The sequence below is a fragment of the Rahnella sp. BIGb0236 genome (assembly GCF_004364755.1).
GTDB lineage: Bacteria > Pseudomonadota > Gammaproteobacteria > Enterobacterales > Enterobacteriaceae > Rahnella > Rahnella victoriana.
Genome location: NZ_SOAO01000003.1, coordinates 537,385 through 559,842, shown reverse-complemented (window position 1 = coordinate 559,842; position 22,458 = coordinate 537,385). Strand labels below are relative to the sequence as shown.

The 22,458-nt window shown below is 53.6% G+C and carries 22 protein-coding genes; 14 read left to right on the top strand and 8 right to left on the bottom strand.

The window, feature by feature from the left end:
* Positions 1-18: 18 nt before the first annotated feature.
* Positions 19-1,116 (bottom strand): D-alanine--D-alanine ligase, encoded by a 1,098-nt coding sequence (ddlA, locus tag EDF78_RS09355; protein WP_095922747.1) that lies wholly within the window; start codon positions 1,114-1,116, stop codon positions 19-21.
* Positions 1,117-1,186: 70 nt separating this feature from the next.
* A complete protein-coding gene (locus tag EDF78_RS09350) occupies positions 1,187-1,516 on the bottom strand; it encodes a DHCW motif cupin fold protein (protein WP_095925176.1) in 330 nt (109 codons plus the stop codon).
* 340 nt (positions 1,517-1,856) lie between these two features.
* On the opposite strand from EDF78_RS09350, the gene EDF78_RS09345 reads away from it, so the two are divergent.
* Complete coding sequence (locus EDF78_RS09345; RefSeq protein WP_133822966.1) at positions 1,857-3,236, top strand: NAD-dependent succinate-semialdehyde dehydrogenase; 1,380 nt, start codon at positions 1,857-1,859, stop codon at positions 3,234-3,236.
* A gap of 43 nt (positions 3,237-3,279) precedes the next feature.
* On the opposite strand, the gene EDF78_RS09340 is transcribed toward EDF78_RS09345, so the two are convergent.
* The 3 genes from EDF78_RS09340 to EDF78_RS09330 are packed head-to-tail and all read right to left on the bottom strand — an operon-like array spanning position 3,280 to position 5,538.
* Positions 3,280-4,215 (bottom strand): phosphatidate cytidylyltransferase, encoded by a 936-nt coding sequence (locus EDF78_RS09340; protein ID WP_095922749.1) that lies wholly within the window; start codon positions 4,213-4,215, stop codon positions 3,280-3,282.
* On the bottom strand, positions 4,212-4,862 hold the full coding sequence (locus EDF78_RS09335) for a lysophospholipid acyltransferase family protein (RefSeq protein ID WP_095922750.1): 651 nt from the start codon (positions 4,860-4,862) through the stop codon (positions 4,212-4,214). The genes EDF78_RS09340 and EDF78_RS09335 overlap by 4 nt, the downstream gene beginning before the upstream one ends.
* Positions 4,846-5,538, bottom strand: a complete 693-nt coding sequence (locus tag EDF78_RS09330) for a CDP-alcohol phosphatidyltransferase family protein (RefSeq protein WP_095922751.1) — start codon at positions 5,536-5,538, stop codon at positions 4,846-4,848. Before EDF78_RS09330 ends, EDF78_RS09335 begins: the two co-directional genes overlap by 17 nt.
* A 295-nt stretch (positions 5,539-5,833) precedes the next feature.
* Between EDF78_RS09330 and EDF78_RS09325 the strand changes: the two genes are divergently transcribed.
* Positions 5,834-7,315 (top strand): sugar ABC transporter ATP-binding protein, encoded by a 1,482-nt coding sequence (locus EDF78_RS09325; protein WP_095922752.1) that lies wholly within the window; start codon positions 5,834-5,836, stop codon positions 7,313-7,315.
* Between the two features lie 11 nt (positions 7,316-7,326).
* Positions 7,327-8,322 carry an ABC transporter permease gene (locus EDF78_RS09320; RefSeq protein ID WP_095925177.1) on the top strand — a complete coding sequence of 332 codons (996 nt, stop codon included), beginning with the start codon at positions 7,327-7,329 and terminating at the stop codon, positions 8,320-8,322.
* 104 nt (positions 8,323-8,426) lie between these two features.
* Here the strand turns inward: EDF78_RS09320 and ompX are convergent, their stop codons facing one another.
* Entirely contained in the window at positions 8,427-8,960 is a 534-nt protein-coding gene (gene ompX, locus EDF78_RS09315) for an outer membrane protein OmpX (protein ID WP_095922753.1), read from the bottom strand.
* 400 nt (positions 8,961-9,360) lie between these two features.
* Between ompX and rhtA the strand changes: the two genes are divergently transcribed.
* The 10 genes from rhtA (at position 9,361) to ybiO (ending at position 18,800) form a co-directional block, all read left to right on the top strand.
* A complete protein-coding gene (gene rhtA, locus EDF78_RS09310; protein WP_133822965.1) occupies positions 9,361-10,329 on the top strand; it encodes a threonine/homoserine exporter RhtA in 969 nt (322 codons plus the stop codon).
* Positions 10,330-10,518: 189 nt separating this feature from the next.
* Complete coding sequence (locus EDF78_RS09305) at positions 10,519-11,082, top strand: fasciclin domain-containing protein (protein WP_095922755.1); 564 nt, start codon at positions 10,519-10,521, stop codon at positions 11,080-11,082.
* Positions 11,083-11,147: 65 nt separating this feature from the next.
* Positions 11,148-11,729 carry a sigma-70 family RNA polymerase sigma factor gene (locus EDF78_RS09300; RefSeq protein WP_119822527.1) on the top strand — a complete coding sequence of 194 codons (582 nt, stop codon included), beginning with the start codon at positions 11,148-11,150 and terminating at the stop codon, positions 11,727-11,729.
* Positions 11,726-12,403 carry an anti-sigma factor gene (locus EDF78_RS09295; RefSeq protein WP_133822964.1) on the top strand — a complete coding sequence of 226 codons (678 nt, stop codon included), beginning with the start codon at positions 11,726-11,728 and terminating at the stop codon, positions 12,401-12,403. The genes EDF78_RS09300 and EDF78_RS09295 overlap by 4 nt, the downstream gene beginning before the upstream one ends.
* A gap of 414 nt (positions 12,404-12,817) precedes the next feature.
* Positions 12,818-13,321, top strand: coding sequence for a DNA starvation/stationary phase protection protein Dps (gene dps / locus EDF78_RS09290; RefSeq protein ID WP_015689551.1), 504 nt, complete (start codon positions 12,818-12,820; stop codon positions 13,319-13,321).
* 120 nt (positions 13,322-13,441) lie between these two features.
* On the top strand, positions 13,442-13,708 hold the full coding sequence (locus EDF78_RS09285) for a DksA/TraR family C4-type zinc finger protein (protein ID WP_119822529.1): 267 nt from the start codon (positions 13,442-13,444) through the stop codon (positions 13,706-13,708).
* Positions 13,709-14,109: 401 nt separating this feature from the next.
* Positions 14,110-14,853 carry a glutamine ABC transporter substrate-binding protein GlnH gene (gene glnH, locus EDF78_RS09280; protein WP_013574683.1) on the top strand — a complete coding sequence of 248 codons (744 nt, stop codon included), beginning with the start codon at positions 14,110-14,112 and terminating at the stop codon, positions 14,851-14,853.
* A 109-nt stretch (positions 14,854-14,962) separates the two neighbouring features.
* Positions 14,963-15,622, top strand: a complete 660-nt coding sequence (gene glnP / locus EDF78_RS09275) for a glutamine ABC transporter permease GlnP (protein WP_013574682.1) — start codon at positions 14,963-14,965, stop codon at positions 15,620-15,622.
* The gene (gene glnQ, locus EDF78_RS09270; RefSeq protein ID WP_095922760.1) at positions 15,619-16,341 is read left to right on the top strand and encodes a glutamine ABC transporter ATP-binding protein GlnQ; all 723 of its coding nucleotides are present in this window, start codon (positions 15,619-15,621) and stop codon (positions 16,339-16,341) included. The genes glnP and glnQ overlap by 4 nt, the downstream gene beginning before the upstream one ends.
* Positions 16,342-16,601: 260 nt before the next feature.
* A complete protein-coding gene (gene ybiO, locus EDF78_RS09265; protein ID WP_243839435.1) occupies positions 16,602-18,800 on the top strand; it encodes a mechanosensitive channel protein in 2,199 nt (732 codons plus the stop codon).
* Positions 18,801-18,949: 149 nt separating this feature from the next.
* On the opposite strand, the gene EDF78_RS09260 is transcribed toward ybiO, so the two are convergent.
* Both EDF78_RS09260 and rlmF read right to left on the bottom strand, forming a co-directional pair.
* Entirely contained in the window at positions 18,950-20,260 is a 1,311-nt protein-coding gene (locus EDF78_RS09260) for a PAS domain-containing methyl-accepting chemotaxis protein (RefSeq protein ID WP_095922762.1), read from the bottom strand.
* A 342-nt stretch (positions 20,261-20,602) separates the two neighbouring features.
* A complete protein-coding gene (gene rlmF / locus EDF78_RS09255) occupies positions 20,603-21,571 on the bottom strand; it encodes a 23S rRNA (adenine(1618)-N(6))-methyltransferase RlmF (protein WP_133822962.1) in 969 nt (322 codons plus the stop codon).
* Positions 21,572-21,777: 206 nt separating this feature from the next.
* Here rlmF and EDF78_RS09250 point away from each other — a divergent pair, with 206 nt between their 5' ends.
* On the top strand, positions 21,778-22,407 hold the full coding sequence (locus EDF78_RS09250; protein ID WP_095922764.1) for a flavin reductase family protein: 630 nt from the start codon (positions 21,778-21,780) through the stop codon (positions 22,405-22,407).
* Positions 22,408-22,458: the final 51 nt, after the last annotated feature.

Here is a 22,458-nt window from a genome sequence, read left to right as displayed (position 1 = left end):
GGATTTACACCAAAAAAATCAGTGAGCCGAACTTTTCAGCTGGTTGTCCTGCTGATGTTGCTCCAGTGCGAGTTCGATCAGGCGCGTGATCAGTTCGCTGTAACCTACACCGCTGGCGGCCCAGAGTTTCGGATACATGCTGATATTGGTGAAGCCCGGCAGCGTGTTGATCTCATTGATGATCACTTCTCCCTGCTCCGTCAGGAACACATCAACGCGCGCCATGCCGCGACATTCCAGCACCTGAAATGCCTGTAAAGCGATAGCACGGATACGGTCGTGCGTTTCCTGCGGTAGATCCGCCGGAACGGCAATCGATGCACCGGATTCATTGATGTATTTGGTGTCGTAGGAATAAAAATCGTCGTGCAGGATCACCTCGCCGCAGACGCTGGCCTGCGGGAAATCATTACCCAGCACCGCACATTCAATTTCACGCCCTTTGATTGCCGATTCCACCAGCACTTTATGATCGAAACTGAACGCCTGATCCAGGGCGCGTACAAAGCCCGCTTCATCGCTGACTTTACTGACGCCCACGGAAGAACCCTGATTAGCCGGTTTGATAAACAGCGGTACCCCGAGTTTTTTCGACACATCGGCAAAGGTATTTTTTTGACGGTTGGCGCGGGTCAGACAGACAAAGGGCGCCACGGATAAACCGGCATCACGCAGCAAACGTTTGGTGACATCTTTATCCATGCTGACTGCCGACCCCAGCACGCCGGAGCCAACAAAGGCGATGTTGGCCATGCGCAGCAACCCCTGCAATGAACCATCTTCGCCCAGCGTGCCGTGCACGATCGGGAAGATCACGTCCACCTGCGACAGCGCGCTGGCACTGTGGGTTTCGATTAGCTGATTTTCAGTCTGACCGGGGATCAGCGCGACCTGATTATTCGAGCGGTTCAGGGCAATCAGCGACGGATTTTCAGCGTTGATCAGATAATTACTGGCATCGTTAATGTGCCACTCACCTTTTTTATCAATGCCCAGCAAAGTCACCTCAAAACGCTGTTTATCAATCGCATCCACAATGTTTTTTGCCGACTGCAGTGACACTTCATGCTCTGCCGATTTACCGCCAAAAATAATACCAACCCGTAATTTACTCACCTGCTGCTCCTTGTCGCCCGCCTCAGCGGACGGCCAATTTTCTGTAAACAATCCTGCTAAACCACCACGACTAATCAACAACAAACAGTTTCGCGCCAACCGGTGTGGATGAACGATGCGCTTCGGCGTTGTCCGCCACCTGATAACTCATGCCCGGCGACAGGGTAAAAGTACGCCCGTCTTCAAGACGCGTGTGAAGCTCTCCCTCAAGGCAAAACAAAACGTGCCCTTTACTGCACCAGTGATCGGCTTCATAACCTGCGGAGTATTCGACGATACGCACACGGATATCGCCAAATTTTTGCGTACGCCACAGCGCCATACCGGCATCACCCGGATGCTGCGTCGGTGTGACGTCGCTCCAGTCAGTCGTGCAAAACGGAATCGCCTCAAGTTTCATGAGTTTCTCAAAGTCGGAAAATGGAAGGAAAGCCAGCATAAAAGTGAGCGGTAAATTTATCAATCGCTTGCTGAAAACAAATCATTAACACTCTGCCGCAAAGTTACGTAAAGCCGACTTTTCTGAGAGACAGACGACAGCCCGCGTATGGCGGGGCTGCGGAGAAAGCAGGCTGAGTGCTTAAAACGGTTGTGTTGCATGAGGTGTCTGTGGGACAGAGTTCACATTTTATCGACTATGCTTAATGTTCTGTTGAGAAAGAACACAGACAGGCGCACGCACCTCAATTCCAACGCGTTGTTCATTTATTCACAGCGCGCCACAAAACAAGGAGCAACATATGCCATATCAAACAATCAATCCGTTCAACAATAAGCTCATCAAAGAATATCAAACACATAATGATCAGCAGGTTGAAGAAGCGCTCTCCACCGCCCACGCCCTGTACAAATCTGACTGGGGCCAGGGCGATATTAAGCAGCGCGTTAACGTACTGCATAAATTGTCTGAACTGATGGCTTCCCGCGTCGATGAACTGGCGGAAGTGGTCAGTGTTGAGATGGGGAAACTCATCGGTCAGAGCCGCGGCGAAGTACAAATTTGCGCAGATATTGCGAAATTCTACGCGGAAAACGCCGAAGAATTTCTCAAACCTGTGCCTTATAAATCCGATCTCGGCGAAGCCTGGGTTGAGCATCATCCGATAGGGATCATCATGGCCGTCGAGCCGTGGAACTTCCCGTTCTATCAGCTGATGCGCGTGCTGGCACCGAATCTGGCGTCCGGTAACAGTGTGGTGGTGAAACATGCCAGCATCGTGCCGCATTGTGCCCAAACATTTGAGAAACTGGTTACCGAAGCGGGCGCGCCAAAAGGGGCGTATACCAATCTGTTTATCTCTCAGGATCAGGTCAGTGCCATCATCGATGATGATCGCGTTCAGGGTGTCGCGCTCACCGGCTCGGAAAAAGCCGGTGCCGTAGTGGCCTCACGCGCTGCCAGTAAGCTGAAAAAATCGACGCTGGAACTGGGCGGCAACGATGTGTTTGCCGTGCTTGATGATGCGGATATCGACAAGGCTGCGAAAGCGGGTGCGCAGGCGCGTGTTTCCAACGCCGGTCAGGTCTGTACCGCCGCCAAGCGTTTCATTGTTCATGAAAAAATCGCCGATGAGTTCCTTAAAAAATTCACCGAACACTTTAAGGCGCTGAAGATTGGCGATCCGCTGGATTCGTCCACCACGCTGGGGCCACTGTCGTCAGAAGAAGCCCTGAAAACCCTCAGCAAACAGGTCGATGACGCCGTGAAACATGGGGCGAAACTGCACTTTGGCGGTAAAAAAGTCGAAAACAATCCGGGTAACTTTTATGAGCCGACGATCCTGACGCACATCACCCGCGATAACCCGGCCTATTTCGAGGAGTTCTTTGGCCCGGTTGCACAGGTGTATGTGGTGAAAAATGATGAGGAGCTGGTGAAACTTGCCAATGACTCCCATTACGGCCTCGGCGGTTCCCTGTTCACCACCGATCTGACCCGCGCCCGTAAGCTGGCAAGCCAGATTGAGACCGGCATGGTATACGTCAATTCCCCGACGGATACCGCAGCAGAACTGCCGTTCGGCGGCGTGAAACGCTCCGGTTTTGGCCGCGAACTCTCTGATCTCGGTATCAAAGAATTTGTGAACCAGAAACTGGTGGTGCTGGCCGCGAAGTCCTGATTTCCTTGCACCTCCCCTTCGCAGGGGAGGTGCAAGCGGGAAACTACGTAAAGTAGAACCGGATAATGTGGAAGAACACCGGGGCGGCGAAGCACAGGGAATCGATGCGATCCATCATGCCGCCGTGCCCTTCGATCATGGCGCCAAAATCTTTAACACCCCGGTCGCGTTTGATCGCCGACATGCACAGGCCGCCAGCGAATCCCAGCAGGGTGATAATCAGGGAAATCAGCGCCGCCTGCCACGGAGCGAACGGCGTGATCCACCACAGCAGTGTACCCACCAGCGTGGCGCTGAGGATACCGCCGACAAAGCCTTCGAGGGTTTTATTCGGGCTGAGACGCGGCGCAATCGGGCGTTTACCGAACAGTTTGCCAAACACGTACTGCAACACGTCCGAAATCTGCACCACAATCATCAGGAACAGCAGCAGCTTGATGTTCTGATTCTCATAGCCCGGAATATTCAGCATCAGCAGCGCCGGTGCGTGGCTGATGCAATAAACCGCCAGCATCATGCTCCACTGAATTTTCGCGCTGCGCTCGAGGAAATTCACGGTATCGCCAGCCAGCGCCATACGGGTGGGAATAAACAGGAACGCATACACCGGAATGAAAATGGCAAAAGTGCCGTACCAGCGTTCGCCCACCAGCAGATATTGCAGCGGCAGCATGATGAAGAAACACCAGAACAGCGCCTCGTGGTCGCCGCGTCGCGTCGGGGTCAGCGTGATGCATTCGCGCAGCGCCAGAAACGACATCACCGCAAACAGCAGCGTCGAGCCGACTGGCCCGAACCACATCGCCATCACGGATAAAATACACATCATCCACCAGGCGCGGATGCGGGCATTCAGGTTAGCGACGACCGGCGTATTGCCTTTTACCAGCGCAATCAGATACCCCAGAATGCTGGCGATCAGTAACAGACCGAACAATCCGCACAGTAAATAAACTAATGATTTATCCTGAAAATTCATGATGCCAGTGCCTCCAGAGCCGTCCTTGCACGAAGCAGGAATTCCGTTTTGTCTTCCCCTTCCCTGATCCCTTCTACCGGTTCACCAAAGGTGGCGGAACACAGGATCGGCACCACCAGCCGTGAGCCTTTCGGCAACACACGGTTAAGGTTTTCGAGATACACCGGTACCAGTTCCACATCCGGATTCATTTTCGCCAGATGCCAGATCCCGCTTTTGAAAGGAGAGATTTCTTCACCGTTGCCGCGTGTGCCCTCGGGGAAAATAATCAGCGACTGGCCTTTGCGCAGCGGGTCATTCATCAGTTCCAGCGCGTTATTCGGCTGTTCGGTCTGCTTTTCGGCAGGGCGACGTTTGATAAGCACGGCGTTAAACACCCGGCGGGCGATGTAACGGCGCAATTTTGAGGAAAGCCAGTAATCGGCTGCCGCCACCGGACGGACGTTGCCGCGTAACCGCGCGGGAAGACTGGCCCAGATCACCATGCCGTCAAGATGGCTGGAGTGGTTGGCGTAGTAAATCCGCGCCTGTTTTCCCGGCAAGGGTGCCAGCCAGCGGGCGCGGATGCCCGTCAGCAAACGGCATAAGCGCACCAGAAAACCCGCCACCAGACGGCCATCCAGCGGTAATTTAGTCTGATAATCCATCATCATTTCCTTGTTTGTCAGCCTGCGTATGCAGGTCACGCAATATCCCTGCACCACGACGCCAGCAGGTTACCAGCGCGCCGAGGCAGATTATGATCAGGCAGGTCAGCAACAGCAGTTGCCCCCACTGGACGGGCAGGAAGATCGCCACTACCGCACCGGCACACAAGATCGCCATACGGTGCTGTTTCGCCATCGGCCCGAGAAATTGCTGTTTCAGCCCGCAGGTCCCGCCGAGCAGACGCAGATACGCCGTCATCAGCGCCAGCAATGCCGCTGCCCAGCCGAGGATGGCCGCCTCCGGCCAGGCCGTCAGGCTGTAACCGACGCCGAGTAAAATCAGCGTATCGGAAACGCGATCCGGCAACTCGTTATACACCGGCCCCGCCGGGCTGCCCATGCCGCCTTCGACCGCCACCATGCCGTCGAGCAGATTGCAGATCAGCCGCCCCTGAATCATCAGCGCGGCCAGCAGCAGGAAAATTCCCCGCCCGACGGCTGACCCGACATAAAATGCCAGCAGAAAACTCAGCCCGGACACCAGCGCAAAGGCCATGCTGGCGACCGAAATCTGGTTGGGCGTCACACCCTTATTTTTCAGCCAGCGCGCACTGTCTTTCGCCCAACGCTTATCCCGCGTGGTAATCGGGCGCCGGTCTTTTAAATTCAGATCCATAAATAACATCCCTTTATATGTCAGGGGTTAACCCTGTTTTTTGTCCGCCCTGAACGGGCGAGCAGATAGTATAAAAGTTGACTGCCTGATGACACTTTTTTGTTCTGAAATCACCGTGAACTTTTTCCATGCGACAGCTTATGCTTTTTTGACGCGGGCTTAGATTATTTAATTGGTTGCGAAAATCAGCCGATATGTTAAAACTCTGCTACAGAGTATTAGACGGCTAAACGTCTGAATCCCCATCCGTCTATTTAATAAGGCCGAACCTCCAGTGACCTCCTCCCTCCTTGAGATGCGCAACATCTCGATTTCCTTTGCCGGTTTCCCTGCCCTGCGCCAGGTGGATTTCACGCTGGAAGGCGGATCCGTCCACGCATTAGTCGGCGCGAACGGCGCGGGAAAATCGACGCTGATGGCGGTGCTTTCCGGCACGCATGACCATTACAGCGGGCAAATCAGCATCGACGGCACGGCGGTTAACATCCGTCTGCCGCATCATGCCCGCGAGCACGGTATTCATCTGGTTCAGCAGGAGGTTGATGTCGCGCTGGTGCCGACGCTTAACGTCGCCGAAAACATCATGCTCGATCGCCTTGCCGAACCGGGTCATCTGCACAACTGGCCGCAGCTTTATCGTCAGGCGCAGTTGCTGACCGAACAACTCGGGCTGAACATCAGCCTGAGGGCGCGCATCGACAGTTGCACGCTGGCAGAGAAACAGCTGATTTTGCTGGCGCGGGCGTTATCGCATAAATGTCGTTTTCTGATCCTCGATGAGCCCACCGCCCCGCTCGATCAGGCGGAAAGCGCACGACTGTTCGCGCTGGTACGCAAGCTGAAAGCCGCCGGAATGGCGATTGTGTTTATCTCGCACCGTATTCATGAACTGCGCGATATCTGCGATCGCATGACCGTATTGCGCGACGGGCGTCTGGTGAGTGATGACAGTATGGACGGCCTGAGCAATGAGCACATTATCGAGAAAATGATCGGCCATCAGCTCGACGATATTTATCCGCCGCGCCGCCCGCCGCACAGCGGTGAAACCCTGCTGAGCATTCAGGGTATGCACGATAAAGACAAACTGCGTGATATCTCGCTGCGTCTGCATCGCGGGGAAATCCTCGGTATTGCCGGGCTGGCCGGTGCCGGGAAAACCGAACTGTGCAAGGCGCTGTTTGGTGCGACGCCGAGCCAGGTCGACAGCGGTGAGCTGAACGGCAAACCGTGGAAGCCGAAAGAACCGCATCTTTCCGTAGAACAGGGACTGGCGCTGGTACCGGAAGAACGGCGCAAGGAAGGGATTTTCATTGACGAAAATATCCCGATGAACCTCAGCGTCACCGCCGACGACACCTTTTCGCGCTGGAGCATTTTCAGCGGGCGTCAGTCGTTGTCGTGGGCAAAAGACATTATCAGCCGCTTAGGCATTCGCGCTTCCGGGCCGATGCAGAAGCTGGCCCGGCTTTCCGGCGGCAACCAGCAAAAGGTCGCCATCGGAAAATGGCTGCGCAGTGAGAGTCAGGTGTTGATCTTTGACGAACCGACCAAAGGCGTAGACATCAAGGCCAAAACGGACGTGTTCAGGCTGATCGACGGCCTGGCGCAACAGGGAAAAGGCATTATTTATGCTTCCGGTGAGTTCGCCGAACTGGTCGGTTTATGCGACCGCATTCTGGTGTTATGGGACGGCCGGATTGTCGCCGAACTGAACGCCGCAGACGTCGACGAAGAAACCTTATTAACCTATTCAACCGGAGGAATCCCCGCGTGAACAAAGCCGTGGTGAGTAAAGAAAACGTGCCCGACGCCCCGCAACCGTGGCGTCATCAGCTGTTCGAGTTTTTGTATAAATGGGGCATGTTGCTGACCGTGGTATTGCTGATCGCCGCGTTTGGCATCGCCTCCGATAACTTCCTCGAACCTTCGAATATCATCAATATTCTGCGCTCGATTGCCATCGTCACGGTAATTGCCATCGGCGTGTCGATCTCACTGGCCGTCGGCGGCTTCGATTTATCCGTCGGCTCAACGGCATCGCTTGCCAATGCGCTGGTGATTTCGATGTTCGTCTGGCACGGATTCGGTACCACAGAAGCCATTCTGATCACGCTGGCGCTGTGTACGCTGGTCGGCCTGTTTAACGCCTTTCTGATCGTGATCCTGAAAATTCCTGACATGCTGGCCACCCTCGCCAGTCTGTTTGTGATTCAGGGCGCAGCGATGACCTACAGCTACGGCGGCTCGATCACTGAAAACATGTTATTGCCCAGCGGTGACATGGCCGAAGGCACGGTCCCTGCGGTGTTCAGCCTGCTCGGTCAGGTGCCGGTGATTGTGATCGTGATGGCCGTTGTCACTGTCGCGGTGCAGCTGTTTATGTCGCTGACCAAACATGGCCGCCGCATGTACGCCATCGGCGGCAACCCGCTGGCCGCACGTCTGGCGGGGATCCGCACCGCGCGCTACCGGGTGATTGCTTATGTGATGTCATCGGTGCTTGCCGGTGCGGGCGGAATATTGCTGGCTTCGCGCATTGGTTCTTCTCAGGTCAATGCCGGTGGCGGTTATCTGATGGACGCCGTTGCCGCCGCGTATATCGGTTTCTCACTGGCCGGTTCCGGTAAGCCGAATGCGCTGGGAACCCTGCTCGGCGCGGTGATTTTAGGCGTGTTGTCGAACGGGCTGGTGATGTTATCGGTGCCGTATTATGCGATGGATATCATTAAAGGGCTGGTGCTGGCAGTGGCGCTGGCGCTGACGTATATCCAGAAGCGGTGATTTTTTTCCGTGATATCAGATTTCAGGCATAAAAAAACCGCTCAGCTGAGCGGTTTTTGCTTTCGTTTTCGTGTAACGACGAGACGTTACGCAAAAGCGAAGAATTAGAAGCGGTAACCCACGCCTGCGATCCAGGTGCCAACATCAACACTGCGGATGCGGGACTGTTCGTAGGAAACGTCAAGAGCAACGTTTTCGATTGGGTTGAACTGCAGACCAGCACCGTAAGAGAAACCGTAATCGCTTGAATCGTATTTTTCACGGCCAGCGGTAGATGCTGCTGATTCGGTGTACTGAGATTTACCGTAACCCACACCTACAACACCGTAGATGGAAGCCCAGTCGTTCAGACGGTAAGCAGGACCTGCAGTGATGCCGTAGTATTGACCTTTACGGTAGTCACCAGAAGCCGGAGTGCTGTCGTCTTCAATGTAAGTGAAAGAACCGATAACGCCCAGTGGGTTGTTATCTTGTTCGTAGCGGTATTTTAAGTTGAAGCCGTTTGCTTTGTTAGCAACGCCTTGCATATCACCCTGTGCGTAGCCAGCGGTAACGGTGCTGGTATCAGCGAATGCGCTTGTAGAAACGCCCAGTGCAACAACGCAAGCTAATGCGGAAAGACATGCGATTTTTTTCATAATAACCACCTCAAAAAGAGAAACCAAAGTAACCTTCACGTTTGAAAATATAACAAAAAGCAGTGTGAAACTCTGCCTGATTATAGATGTCCAAAGCATCATATGGTGTAACAGAAAGTTTCCAACATAGTGTATCCTTATAATTTTATTGTGATTTTTGCCACAAAAACTATAAGGTAAACTTATTGAACTTTTTAAGATTAGCAGATAAATCCTAAAGTTTTGGACAAAAAATGAACTATTTTCAGCCATTTTTTCAGAAAGCCGCTCCAAAAAAAACTTTTTTTCAGAGATTTTTTCTCTCCTGATTTCCCACTACACTGACTGCTCTTTACCTTTCTTTTCAAAACTATAAATCTGAAGTTCCGGATTCATGGGATCACCTCAAAAGGCGCAATGGATGACACAGTCAGGACAACATAAGCCGCAGGAATCTGCGACGCATAACAACAGCCCTCCGGTTCCCGCATTACCGAAAAAAGCCTCTCCGCTGATTGCGATTCTGTTGTTACTGATCGCCATGCTTTCCCTGCAGGGGGGCGCGTCACTGGCAAAAACCCTGTTCCCCGTGGTTGGCCCGCAAGGCGTCACGGCGCTGCGTCTGGGTATCGGCTCGATCCTGTTGCTTCTCTATTTTCGTCCGTGGCGCCTGAAAATGCGCGGCGGTAATTTGCGGGCGCTGCTGATGTACGGGCTGGCGCTCGGCTGTATGAACTATTCGTTTTATCTGGCGCTGCGGACGGTGCCGCTGGGTATTGCCGTTGCACTGGAATTCACCGGCCCGCTGGCGGTCGCGATGTTCTCCTCACGCCGTCCGGTCGATTTTATCTGGGTGGTGCTGGCGGTGCTCGGCCTGTTGTTTCTGTTGCCGCTCGGGCAAAGTGCCGGTGGCGTCGATCTGAAAGGGGCGTGTTTTGCGCTGATCGCCGGGGCCTGCTGGGCGGTGTATATTCTGGCCGGACAGCGCGCAGGCAGCAGTTACGGGCCGGGGACTGCCGCGATGGGTTCCCTGATTGCTGCGTTAATCTTCTTCCCGATCGGTGCCGTTCAGGCGCATACCTCGATTTTCAGCTGGGAAATTTTGCCGCTGGGCTTGCTGATCGCCCTGCTCACTTCCGCCATCCCCTATTCACTTGAAATGATGGCGCTGACCAAACTGCCTGCCAAAACCTTCGGGACGCTGATGAGCATGGAACCGGCGATGGCCGCCCTTTCCGGCATTATCTTCCTCGGGGAATTCCTGACGGCAACACAGTGGCTCGGGCTGGCGGCGATTATCGCGGCCTCTGCCGGTTCCACGCTGACGCTGCAACGTAAAACCAAAATCGAAACGGTGGATATTCCCGGCAATACGCCTTCCGGTAAATAATCCTGCCCCTTTTCTGCTAAAAAGCCGCGTGTTCAGAACGTGGCTTTTTTCTTTGGTATCAAGGCATTAAAAATAACGTTCGTTTATTTCACTTTTTTATCGTTTTTCCTGCATCCAAAAGCAGGGGGTCATTCGTATGTATAGAGGTGAGGCAAGACCTTACCTACTTAACACTCTAAGGACACCATCATGAAAACCTTACTCCGTACCGCAATCTGTGCTTCTCTGCTGCTGAGCACTGCGTCAATGGCAGCAATGATGTCCCAGAGCACCACCATGGTCGGTGGCGCTGAAATGTATCCGTCCAAAAATATCGTCGAAAATGCCCTGAATTCGAAAGACCACACCACGCTGGTCGCGGCAGTGAAAGCCGCCGGTCTGGTAGATACCCTGCAGGGCAAAGGGCCGTTTACTGTTTTCGCCCCGACCAACGCGGCCTTCGCAAAATTACCGGCGGGCACCGTGGATAATCTGGTGAAACCTGAAAACAAAGCCACGCTGACCAGCATCCTTACCTATCACGTGGTGGCAGGTAAATATGAAATGAAAGATCTGGAAAAACTGCTGAAAAAAGGCAACGGCACGGCGGAACTGAAAACCGTTAACGGCCAGCCACTGTGGATCATGAATAACGGTCCGCACAATATTCAGCTCAAAGATGGCAAAGGGAATGTCGCCAATATCAGCACTTATGACGTCCAGCAGAAGAACGGTGTGATCGACGTCATTGATACCGTCCTGATGCCAAAATAATACCGACTATACTGAGGGCATGATTTCTCTTATGAAACAGCACCTCAGTAAGTCAGGACGGGCGAATGCATGACAATTTTTTAGTTAAGCCAACACCAGAGAAAGCGCCGGAAATCCAGCGCGAACTGATGAGCGCCATGGCCGTTGGCGATCGTCAGGCATTTGAGCAGTTATATCGTCTGACGTCCCCCCGGCTGTTCGCCGTCGCATTACGCATGTTGCGGCGACATGCCTGGGCAGAAGAAGTGTTACACGACAGCTATATCACCGCGTGGAACCGCGCCGCCTCTTATAATCCGGCGCTCAGTTCCCCGATGACCTGGCTCACGCACATTGTCCGCAACCGCGCTATCGACTGGATGCGCGGGAGCGACAACCAGTTAGATGAACTGGATGACACAATGGGCGACAGCGATGCCAGCGACAACGATGAACCCTTGCAACGGCTGCAACAGGACAGCGACGCCAAAATTCTCGCCGCCTGCCTCGCGCACCTTCCCGCCGAACAACGACAAAGCCTGATCCTTGCCTATTATCAGGGCCTGTCGCACGGCGAGGTGTCATCCCATCTGCAACAACCTCTGGGGACGATCAAAAGCTGGATCCGTCGCGCCCTGGATCACTTAAAGAGCTGCGTCGGACTATGAAAAGCAGAAGCCATTATCATGCTGCCCTCGCGGCTGAATATGCGCTCGGCACGTTGCGCGGCGCAGCCCGGAGACAGTTCGAGCAAAAAATGCAGGCGGATCCTGAACTGGCGGCGGAAGTTGCCCGCTGGCAGGAAGCCTTCACCCAACTGGATAATCAGATTGTGACGGTGATCCCTCCCGCGTCGGTGTGGAAGCGCATTCAGCATAGTCTCGCGCTCCAGCCTGTCCGCCTGTTGCCGGCATCTAAAAGACCGGTGCGCGGTTATGTTGGCTGGGTGCTGGCCGCCGGGCTTGCCGCATTGCTGCTGATCCCGCGCCTGCTGGTGCAGCCAGAAGCACCGACACCGGTGGCGATTCTGGCCAGCAGCGCAGGTGCGCAAAGCGGCCAGTGGGTGGTCAGTGTCGATAAAAGCACCCGCAGCCTGATGCTGACGCCGCTGAATGCGCAGAGTATTGCCACGGACCGCAGCCTCGAACTGTGGGCCATTCCGCCGGGCGGCAAACCCCGCTCGCTCGGCTTGCTGAACACCCAACAACCGACGCAACTGACGCTGGCCGCGAAGATGCCTGATCCGGGCTATACGCTGGCGATAAGCCTGGAGCCGCGCGGGGGGTCGCCGACCGGACAACCGACCGGTGCCGTACTCTACAGTGGCGCGCTGAGAATGTAGCTGAGAATATCGTAGTGGGCTTATTATCCCGGCGGCGTCATTTCTGCCGGGATAATAATCTTTGCGGATTAACACTGTAATCATTCTTATTTGTTAATATGTCTCATTCCAGTCTGGATATACCGCAACCCTCCCCCGGCGAATATATATCCCGATATTTCATGTTACATTCATTAATACTTCACCCGTAAAAAATGAAAACCACAAAAAACATGAAGCCCGTTCAGGAACATTCCTATCTCACTTTGAAAACAGTGTGATACGGTAAATACCTGTGTGGTGTAACGCATCACATGGCGGCAGCTATCATAGCGATAGGAATGACTGCCCGGCAAAATGCCCATTTATTGCTATACTGTATGCAGTTCTGAAATACCTATTAATTAACAGTAAGCGAAACAAGGAGATCTAAATATGAGTACCGCTAAACTGGTCAAAACGAAATCTTCTGAACTTATCTACACACGCAACGATTTAGATGAAAGCGTTAAACTGAATACTATCAAGGTGCTGAACCGTCTGGTGACGGAATATATCGATTTATCGCTGATCACCAAACAGGCTCACTGGAATATGCGTGGCGCAAACTTTATTGCCGTCCATGAAATGCTTGATGGTTTCCGTACTGCGATTATTGATCATCAGGACACCATCGCAGAACGTGTGGTGCAATTAGGCGGCGTGGCACTGGGTACCGTGCAGGTGGTGAATGATAAAACCCCGCTGAAAAGCTACCCGACCAATATCCACACCGTGCAGGAACATCTGAAAGCACTGGCTGAGCGTTATGGCGTGGTCGCGAACGACACCCGTAAAGCCATCGGCGAAGTTGAAGATGAAGATACCGCAGATATTTTCACTGCCGCATCGCGCGACCTGGATAAATTCCTGTGGTTCATTGAATCCAATATCGAGTAATCAGGACTCGGTAGCCGCAGTGATAGGCTGCGGCAATATGTATGAAGATCAATGCGAAGCGGGCGGGTGGTGATCACCGGCCCGTTTTTACTTTTTCTGAGGTCATTCCGGAGGTCAGTCATGGCAAGCGGTTGGGCGCAGGATGGCGCCGTTCAGGATCAGATCGATTCGACAGTCAGCGATGCCGTCGAACGCGCACGTCAGTCCCTCGGACATGGCGAAAGTGCGCACTATTGCAAAGAGTGCGGAGAGCCAATCCCCGAAGCCCGCAGAAAAGCACTTCAGGGCGTTCAGTATTGTGTGAACTGTCAGGCCGCACTGGACAAAAAACAGCAGGATCACGCCGGATATAATCGTCGTGGCAGCAAAGACAGCCAGTTACGCTAGCACTTTTTCTTATATACCCATGCACCATTATGGTTCAACGAAAGCTATTTCCTGCGTGAATACTCCCTTCCCTTCCTTTACATCTGCTTCAAAACTGAGCACTCGTTTTCCCCATGTTCCGGGAAAGTTAGGGCGAGTTATCATTTGAGCAGCGCATTTGTTAATTAATGATTGTTTAAAAGACAACATCTGGTTAATGATGAGGCTGTGCACCATGAGAGAACATGACAACTTGTCACAACGCACCATAATGGTGCCCTGCTGCCGTGAATGTCAGCTTGATCGGTTCAGCACGACGTTAAGCCATTGAATTTTAATATGCATCGTTTTTGGCATGAATATTGCATAAACAGGCCGTAATATAAAGTCGTTCCCATAATATGTACAAAGGAAATTCACTGATGAAGTCACTCTTAAAAGTTTCCCTGGCCGCGTTAACCCTGGCCTTTGCCGTTAGCTCCCACGCAGCAGATAAAAAACTGATCGTAGCTACCGACACTGCGTTTGTACCGTTTGAATTCAAACAAGGCGACAAGTACGTCGGCTTCGACATTGACCTGTGGGACGCGGTCGCCAAAGAGATGAAAGTCTCTTATGAACTGAAACCAATGGATTTTGGCGGCATCATTCCTGCCCTGCAAACACATAACATCGATCTGGCGCTGGCGGGTATCACCATCACGCCGGAACGTAAAAAAGCGATCGACTTCTCTGACGGCTATTACAACAGCGGCCTGATGGTGATGGTTAAGAGCAACAACGACGCGATCAAAAGCGTTGCTGATCTGAAAGGCAAAACCGTGGCAGTGAAAAGCGGCACCAGCTCCGTGGATTACATGAAAGCCAACGTGCAGACCAAAGATCTGCGTCAGTTCCCGAACATCGACAGCGCCTATATGGAACTGGGCACAGGCCGTGCTGATGCGGTGATGCACGACACGCCAAACATTCTGTACTTCATCAAAACTGCCGGTAAAGGTCAGTTCAAAGCGGTCGGTGATTCACTGGCGGGTCAGCAATACGGTATCGCTTTCCCTCAGGGCAGCGACCTGCGTGAAAAAGCCAACGCCGCGCTGAAAACCATCAAAGAGAATGGTACTTACGCAGCCATCTACAAAAAATGGTTTGATACCGAACCTAAATAAGTCATTTTTCATTTAAGTCGTTCCTTTTCAGAAAGAGCACTTGATAAGAAGCGCCTGCCGGAAAGTGATCCGGACAGGCGCAGTTTGTTGTTTTACCAGGAGATAATCCATGCAGTTTGACTGGAGCGTAATTTGGCCCGCTCTGCCTATCCTGCTCGAAGGCGCTAAAATGACCCTGTGGATTTCGGTCCTCGGTCTGGTTGGCGGTCTGATTATTGGTGTGATTGCGGGGTTTGCCCGCGCGTTTGGTGGCTGGTTCAGCAGCAACGTCGCACTGGTCTTTATCGAGCTTATTCGCGGTACGCCTATTGTCGTACAGGTAATGTTCATTTATTTCGCACTGCCGATGATGGTGCCCGATCTGCGGATCGACCCGTTCAGCGCGGCGGTGGTGACAATCATCATCAACTCCGGTGCGTATATCGCGGAAATTACGCGTGGCGCGGTGTTGTCTATTCACAACGGTTTCCGTGAAGCCGGTCTGGCACTGGGCTTATCCCGCCGTGCGACCCTGCGTTACATCATCATGCCGCTGGCGTTGCGCCGCATGCTGCCACCCCTGGGTAACCAGTGGATTGTCAGTATCAAAGACACGTCCCTGTTTATCGTTATCGGTGTCGCCGAGCTGACCCGTCAGGGCCAGGAAATCATCGCCGGCAACTTCCGCGCCATGGAAATCTGGAGTGCGGTGGCTGTTATCTATCTGATCATCACGCTGGCTCTGAGCTTTGTTCTGCGCCGCTTAGAACGCAAACTGAAAATTATATGATTGAATTCAAGAACGTCTCAAAACACTTTGGTAAAACCCAGGTGCTCCACGACATCGATCTGAACATTTCTCAGGGTGAAGTCGTGGTTATCATCGGGCCGTCCGGCTCCGGTAAATCCACGTTGCTGCGTTGCATCAACAAGCTGGAAGAAATCACTTCCGGCGAGCTGATTGTTGATGGCCTGAAAGTCAACGATCCGAAAGTCGACGAACGTCTGATCCGCCAGGAAGCCGGTATGGTGTTCCAGCAGTTCTATCTGTTCCCGCACATGACCGCACTGGAAAACGTGGCGTTCGGCCCGATCCGTGTGCGTGGCGCGTCGAAAGATGAAGCCAATAAACTGGCGAAAGAACTGCTGGCGAAAGTGGGCCTGTCCGAACGGGCCAACCACTATCCGTCAGAGCTGTCCGGTGGCCAGCAGCAGCGCGTGGCGATTGCCCGTGCGCTGGCAGTTAAGCCTAAACTGATGCTGTTTGATGAGCCAACCTCTGCGCTGGATCCTGAACTGCGTCACGAAGTGCTGACCGTCATGAAGCAACTGGCAGAAGAAGGCATGACGATGGTGATCGTGACCCACGAAGTCGGCTTTGCCGAGAAAGTGGCCTCCCGCCTGATCTTCATCGACAAAGGCCGCATTGCAGAAGACGGTAAACCGTCGGATCTGGTAAACAATCCGCCGAGCGAGCGTCTGCGCGAGTTCCTGCAACACGTTTCCTGATGCCATTCTCCTCCCCCTGCGAAGGGGGAGGCAGGGAGGGGGTTTAGCAGATAAAATCCTTGCTAAAGCACACTTTGACTTTGGTTTTTGACCTTAATACCCCACCCCAACCCTCCCCTTCGCAGGGGAGGGAGTTTTTGTAACGCTGCCTGCTTATCGCACGTCACCCTACACATCGCTCGCCACAATTCCCTACACTACCCACCTTCGAAAACGCCTTATTTGAGAGAGGAACAATGCCGCATAACGACAGGACTCCGTTGGCTCACCGCATCCAGACACATTTACTTTTCACCTTGCTGTTCATCACGCTGGCTCTGTTCAGTGCCTTCAGCCACGCGGCAGAAAAACCCGCCGGTGCCGATCAGCAAAAAGCCTCTTACACTGCGCTGGCCGATATTCTTCAGGATGATAAAGCCAGGGCTGAATTGATTTCACATCTGCGTGAAGCGGCCAAAAGCGAAACGCCAGCACCTGCTCCCGCCGCTGAAAAGAGCGAACCTAAGCCGCAACAACTTTCCCTGATCGACGAGCTGGTCGATACCACGCAAGAGACTGTCGCGCAGTTCAGACAGCGCGTAGAAAAACTGAAAGAGACCATCGACTCCGGCCCGCAGCATCATTTTCGCGCCGATCGTTTTTTTCCGGCGCTGGGATATTTTCTGTTAACCGTTGCCGTGACGTTTGCCCTGTTTCATCTGATTCGTAAACTTGTCGGCCCGCTGTATGTCCGTCTGGGTCGCTGGGGAAATAACGCCCGCCTGAAACAGGCGCACTGGTATCAGTTGCCCGCCAGCATTCTGGGCGCGTTTGCCATTGATGTGGTCATTTTGCTGCTGACTGTCGCCGCCGGAAACCTGTTCACCCAATATGTGAACGGTGGCAGCGCACTCATTGCACGCCAGCAGGCGTTGTTTCTCAGCGCCTTTGCCGTCATTGAATTTTTCAAAGCCGTACTGCGGCTGATCTTTGCGCCCGGCTTCAGCTATCTTCGTCCGTTCCCGCTGACCGACATGACCGCACGCTACTGGAATACCCGTCTGGCATGGGTCAGCGGCCTGATTGGCTATGCGCTGATGGTCGGCGTGCCGGTCGTTGCCACGCAAATCAATTACACCACGGCGGCGGTAGTCAATTTCGTGGTGATGCTTGCGCTGACGGTGTATGCCAGCTGGCTGATTATGCATAACCGGCGCACCATCCACCGCGAATTCAATTTGCTGGCCGAACGCTCAATGGCCTTTTTCAGCGTGATCCTGCGCGCCCTCGGGCATGTCTGGCATCTGCTGGCTGTCAGTTATTTTGTGGTGCTGTTTTTCCTGTCACAGTTTGATTTTGCGGGCAGCCTGCGGTTTATGATGACGGCCACGCTGAAAAGTCTGGTGGTGATCGCCCTCGGCGCCCTGCTCTCCGGTCTGCTTTCGCGCTGGATCAACCGCCGCATTACCCTGCCCGACGACGTTAACCGCCGTTATCCCCTGCTGCAAAAACGCATCAACTCGTACATTCCGGCGGGTCTGAAAATCATCCGCGTGCTGGTGGTGCTCAGCGTCACCCTGTCGCTGCTGGATGCCTGGCACATCTTCAACCTCAATAAATGGTTTATGACCGACGCCGGTGAGAAAGTGATCAGCGGGCTGGGGCATATCCTGTTTATATTGTGCTTTGCGATTGTCGGCTGGACGCTGCTGGCCAGCATGATTGAACACCGTCTGGGGCAGGAACTGAGCAACGGCGCACGCCCGAGCGCCCGCGAACGCACGTTACTGACGCTGTTCCGTAACGTGCTCGCCATCGTAATTTGCACTATTACCGTGATGATTATGCTTTCGCAAATCGGGCTGAATATCGCGCCCCTGCTCGCCGGTGCCGGTGCGCTGGGTCTGGCGGTCAGCTTCGGTGCCCAGACGCTGGTGAAAGACGTCATCACCGGGATCTTCATCCAGTTTGAAAACGGCATGAATACCGGCGAGTACGTCACCGTCATGGGGATCACCGGCACGGTCGAAAGCATGACCATCCGCTCAATCGGCCTGCGCGACATTTACGGCGTCTTCCATATCGTGCCTTATTCGTCGATCACCACCCTGTCCAACTACGAGCGTGAATTTGGCGTCTACCGCGCCAGCTATAACATCAGCCGCGACGAAGACGTGGATAAAGCCAATGACGTCCTGCGTCAGGCCGTGGAAGAGTTGCAGCAGGACGAGAAAATCAAACCGCTGTTGCTTGGCGAACCGACCTTCCAGGGTGTGGTGGGATTAGGCGACCAGTTCTTCACTATCCGCGTGCTGGTGCGCACCAAAGCGCTGGAGCAATGGACGGTGCAGTACGCGCTGGACAGGCTGGTGAAAATCCACTTCGAGAAAGCCGGCATGGCGATGCCGAGGCAGGCAGTGCAGATTTATAAAGATGAAGGCTTGCCGCCAGAAAATCCGGGGAAAATGGCTGTTTCTTAGGTTTTGACCTGCTCCTCCCCCTGCGAAGGGGGAGGCCGGGAGGAGGTTTTAAAGATTAAGCCTTGGTAAAAGTACACTTTAACGGCGGATTTTGACCTTAATACCCCACCCCAACCCTCCCCTTCGCAGGGGAGGGAGCAAAACGACAACTAATGCCTCGTCTGCCCCTGGTCCCTCGCGACAACGGAAAACTCCGCCATCATCCGCACCAGATCCTGCATGCCGAGGTTGACCTGATTGATGACATCACCGGCATTGCGGCTCAGCGCGACACCGCCGCCTGCGCGGTTAACGCAGTTGCCCATGCCGTCGATGGCGGCCATGACGCCGTCGCGGATATTCTGGGTCAGCTGATCAATCTCAACCGCCGCTTTTCGCGACTGATCGGCAAGTGAGCGGACTTCTCCGGCGACCACGGCGAATCCCCTGCCTTGCTCGCCTGCGTGGGCGGCTTCGATGGTGGCGTTAATGGCTAACAGATTGGTTTGCGATGAGATGCGCCGGATGGTGTCGACCATTTCGCCGATGCGTTCTGACGTCTGACCTAATTGTCCGATGATGTCGGAGGTACGGCGGGCAAGTGCTTCCACTTCCTGCATGTCCTCCACCGCTTTCTGCACGATAGTGACGCCTTCTGCGGCGGTTTTATCGGTGGTCAGCGACAACTCATGCACATGCGTCATCATGCTTTCCTGCTGACGCTGCTGATCCATCTGCGCCGTGATGTCCTGCGCGATTTTGACAACCTTCACCACTTTGCCGTCGTCATCAATCACCGGGTTGTAACTGGCTTCCAGCCAGATGGACTGACCCCGGCCATTCACCCGCTCAAAACGGCCAAGAATAAACTCGCCGTTGCGCAGGCGCTGCCAGTGATTGCGGTATTCGTGAGAGTCACGGTATTGCGGAAGACAAAACATCGCGTGGGAATGGCCTTTAATCTGTTGCAACGAATACCCCATGACTTTCATGAAGTTATTGTTTGCAGAAATGACGTGACCATCAGGCGTGAAAGTAATCAGCGCCATAGAACGTTCGAGTGCTTGTAGAATTCCCTGGTGTTCGTGCGATTCGTTAATTCTTTCGGAGACATCACTGGCAATTTTAATTATTTCAGTGACTTTGCCTTGCTTATTTTTTACCGGAATGTAAGTGGCTTCCAGCCAGATTAAGTTTCCATTCTTTTGCACACGTTTAATATTTCCACTGACGGACTTTCCCTGCCGTAAACCCTCCCAGTGCAGGCGATACGCATCGCTGGCAACAAATTCCGGGGTACAAAACATCCGGTGAGGCTGGCCTATCACTTCGTTTCTGCTGTAACCCATACTGCTGAGAAACAGATCGTTGACCTCAAGCACCACGCCCTCTGGCGAGAAGGCAATCATCGGGACTGCCTGCTGGATAGCCGCGAACTTATCACGCCATGCCGTACTAAATTGATGAGAAAATAATTGCATAGGACAGACACCCTGTGGCAGATAACGTGAATTAATGCACAAAAGGCAATTAACTGAATTAAACACGTGCTAAGTTTCACAGGTTATTAATAATACTGATAATAACCGGCGTAACATTAGTCTGACCCCTGGGTGGGTTGCAGGCAGGAACGTACAAAAACAACAGTATGCGGTGAAAAATAAAGTCACGCGCAAAATCATTACTCAGATAATTAATCAACTTTCTTATAGTGAATTAATCATAATTTATTCCACTGAAAAAGAAAGGGGGATGCCGGACTATTTTTTCCGGCGCGTTCACCCTCAGATGAACGCGCTGGAATAAGGCAATTCACCCCGTGATCAGACTGACCAGCGTTTGATTGCCCAGCTTTTTTGCTGCGAGGGAGTCAGGAAAGTCCAGGCGACGAAGCGGCTGATCTTATTACCATGCACCATTTCGATGGTGCGGACATCGGTGGCACCCTCTTCACTCAGCGCGTCATACAGTAGCGGCAGTGTGGTTTTTTTGGACACCAGAACGGTGTACCAGAAACAGTTCTGTGCCTTACCGGCACTCTCTTCCGCCATACGGACCACAAAGGCTTCTTCGCCGCCTTCACACCACAATTCGTTGTGCTGACCGCCGAAGTTCAGTTCAGCCGTGCCTGCACGACGATCAAGACCGAGGTTCTGACGTTTGCGCTGACTGCCGGACGCCGCATCCGCCGCAGAGGCGTGGAATGGCGGATTACACAACACCGCGTCGTAACGCTCATCGTGACGGATAATGGTGTCGAGAATACGCTGCGGTTTGGCCTGTAAACGGAAACGCACCTGATTGGTCAGCAGCGGATTGGTCGCCACGATTTTCTTGGCCGCAGCCATAGAAACCGCATCAATCTCGCTGGCTGTGAAACGCCAGCCATATTCGCGCAGGCCAATGATCGGGTAAATACAGTTCGCGCCCACGCCGATATCCAGCACGGAAATGTCTTTACCCTGCGGAATATTGCCCTGGTTGCTGCTGGCCAGTAAATCGGCCAGATGGTGAATGTAATCGGCACGTCCCGGGATCGGCGGACACAGATAGTCAGCGGGGATATCCCAGTTTTCAATCTGATAACAGTCGCGCAGCAACGCACGGTTCAGGGCTTTTACCGCCTGAGGATTGGCGAAATCTACCGATAAATCGCCCCATTTGTTTTCGGTAACGAACGGTGCCAGTTCCGGGCTGCTGGCAATCAGGGCCGGGAAATCATAGCGGCTGCGATGACGATTTCGCGGGTGAAGACCGCTTTTTTCCTGAGGGAAGACTTTCTTTTTTTCCACCTGATTGACTCTCCGAAAGGTGTGCGCGACGCATAAAACATGCGATGAGGCGTTGGATATTCATGAATGGCGCACAAGATACCACAAAGCGCCGCTGCCTGCCGGAAGCATCCTGTCGCAGACGGGCACATAAAAACGCTCAGCGGGGGATGAAATCCGGTAATGTACAAATCATAGTCTTTATGAATTATTTGCTGAGGAAAATCATGACCGCTGATGATCGCTATTACTACGAACCAACGAAAGGCCACGGCCTGCCCCATGACCCGCTGAACGCCATTGTCGGCCCGCGCCCGATCGGCTGGATTTCCTCCCGCAATGCCGCCGGACAACGCAATCTCGCGCCCTACAGTTTCTTTAACTGCTTCAATTACCGGCCACCGATCATCGGTTTCGCCAGCAGCGGCTGGAAAGACAGCGTGGCAAACATTGTGGAAACCGGCGAATTCGTCTGGAACCTGACCACCCGCTCGCTGGCGGTCAAAATGAATGAAAGCTCGGCCTCTCTGGAGCGCGGCGTGGATGAATTTGAATTTGCAGGACTGACCGCGCAGCCCGGCACACTGGTGGCCGCCGACCGTGTGCTGGAAAGTCCGGTCAATTTTGAATGCAAACTCACGCAATGCATCCAGCTGAAAACCGCCGCCGGCGGCGATATCGATACCTGGCTGGTGCTGGGTGAAGTGGTCGCCGTGCATATCGCGCCACATCTGCTGGTGGACGGGATTTATCAGACCGCCCTCGCCGAGCCGGTTTTACGCGCGGGCGGCCCGTCGGCGTATTACGCCATTTCCGAAGACTTACGTTTCGACCTGACGCGCCCCGACGCCCGCTGAGTTAACAATCTTGCGATAAAAAAAGCCACCGCGCAGTGTTCGCTGCCGGTG

Excerpts from the sequence above, each read along its gene's own strand:
- EDF78_RS09350 (WP_095925176.1), bottom strand. The coding sequence starts at position 1,516 with ATGAAACTTGAGGCGATTCCGTTTTGCACGACTGACTGGAGCGACGTC.
- EDF78_RS09345 (WP_133822966.1), top strand. The coding sequence starts at position 1,857 with ATGCCATATCAAACAATCAATCCGTTCAACAATAAGCTCATCAAAGAA.
- EDF78_RS09340 (WP_095922749.1), bottom strand. The coding sequence starts at position 4,215 with ATGAATTTTCAGGATAAATCATTAGTTTATTTACTGTGCGGATTGTTC.
- EDF78_RS09335 (WP_095922750.1), bottom strand. The coding sequence starts at position 4,862 with ATGGATTATCAGACTAAATTACCGCTGGATGGCCGTCTGGTGGCGGGT.
- EDF78_RS09330 (WP_095922751.1), bottom strand. The coding sequence starts at position 5,538 with ATGGATCTGAATTTAAAAGACCGGCGCCCGATTACCACGCGGGATAAG.
- EDF78_RS09325 (WP_095922752.1), top strand. The coding sequence starts at position 5,834 with ATGCGCAACATCTCGATTTCCTTTGCCGGTTTCCCTGCCCTGCGCCAG.
- ompX (WP_095922753.1), bottom strand. The coding sequence starts at position 8,960 with ATGAAAAAAATCGCATGTCTTTCCGCATTAGCTTGCGTTGTTGCACTG.
- rhtA (WP_133822965.1), top strand. The coding sequence starts at position 9,361 with ATGACACAGTCAGGACAACATAAGCCGCAGGAATCTGCGACGCATAAC.
- EDF78_RS09305 (WP_095922755.1), top strand. The coding sequence starts at position 10,519 with ATGAAAACCTTACTCCGTACCGCAATCTGTGCTTCTCTGCTGCTGAGC.
- EDF78_RS09300 (WP_119822527.1), top strand. The coding sequence starts at position 11,148 with ATGCATGACAATTTTTTAGTTAAGCCAACACCAGAGAAAGCGCCGGAA.
- EDF78_RS09295 (WP_133822964.1), top strand. The coding sequence starts at position 11,726 with ATGAAAAGCAGAAGCCATTATCATGCTGCCCTCGCGGCTGAATATGCG.
- dps (WP_015689551.1), top strand. The coding sequence starts at position 12,818 with ATGAGTACCGCTAAACTGGTCAAAACGAAATCTTCTGAACTTATCTAC.
- EDF78_RS09285 (WP_119822529.1), top strand. The coding sequence starts at position 13,442 with ATGGCAAGCGGTTGGGCGCAGGATGGCGCCGTTCAGGATCAGATCGAT.
- glnH (WP_013574683.1), top strand. The coding sequence starts at position 14,110 with ATGAAGTCACTCTTAAAAGTTTCCCTGGCCGCGTTAACCCTGGCCTTT.
- glnP (WP_013574682.1), top strand. The coding sequence starts at position 14,963 with ATGCAGTTTGACTGGAGCGTAATTTGGCCCGCTCTGCCTATCCTGCTC.
- glnQ (WP_095922760.1), top strand. The coding sequence starts at position 15,619 with ATGATTGAATTCAAGAACGTCTCAAAACACTTTGGTAAAACCCAGGTG.
- EDF78_RS09260 (WP_095922762.1), bottom strand. The coding sequence starts at position 20,260 with ATGCAATTATTTTCTCATCAATTTAGTACGGCATGGCGTGATAAGTTC.
- EDF78_RS09250 (WP_095922764.1), top strand. The coding sequence starts at position 21,778 with ATGACCGCTGATGATCGCTATTACTACGAACCAACGAAAGGCCACGGC.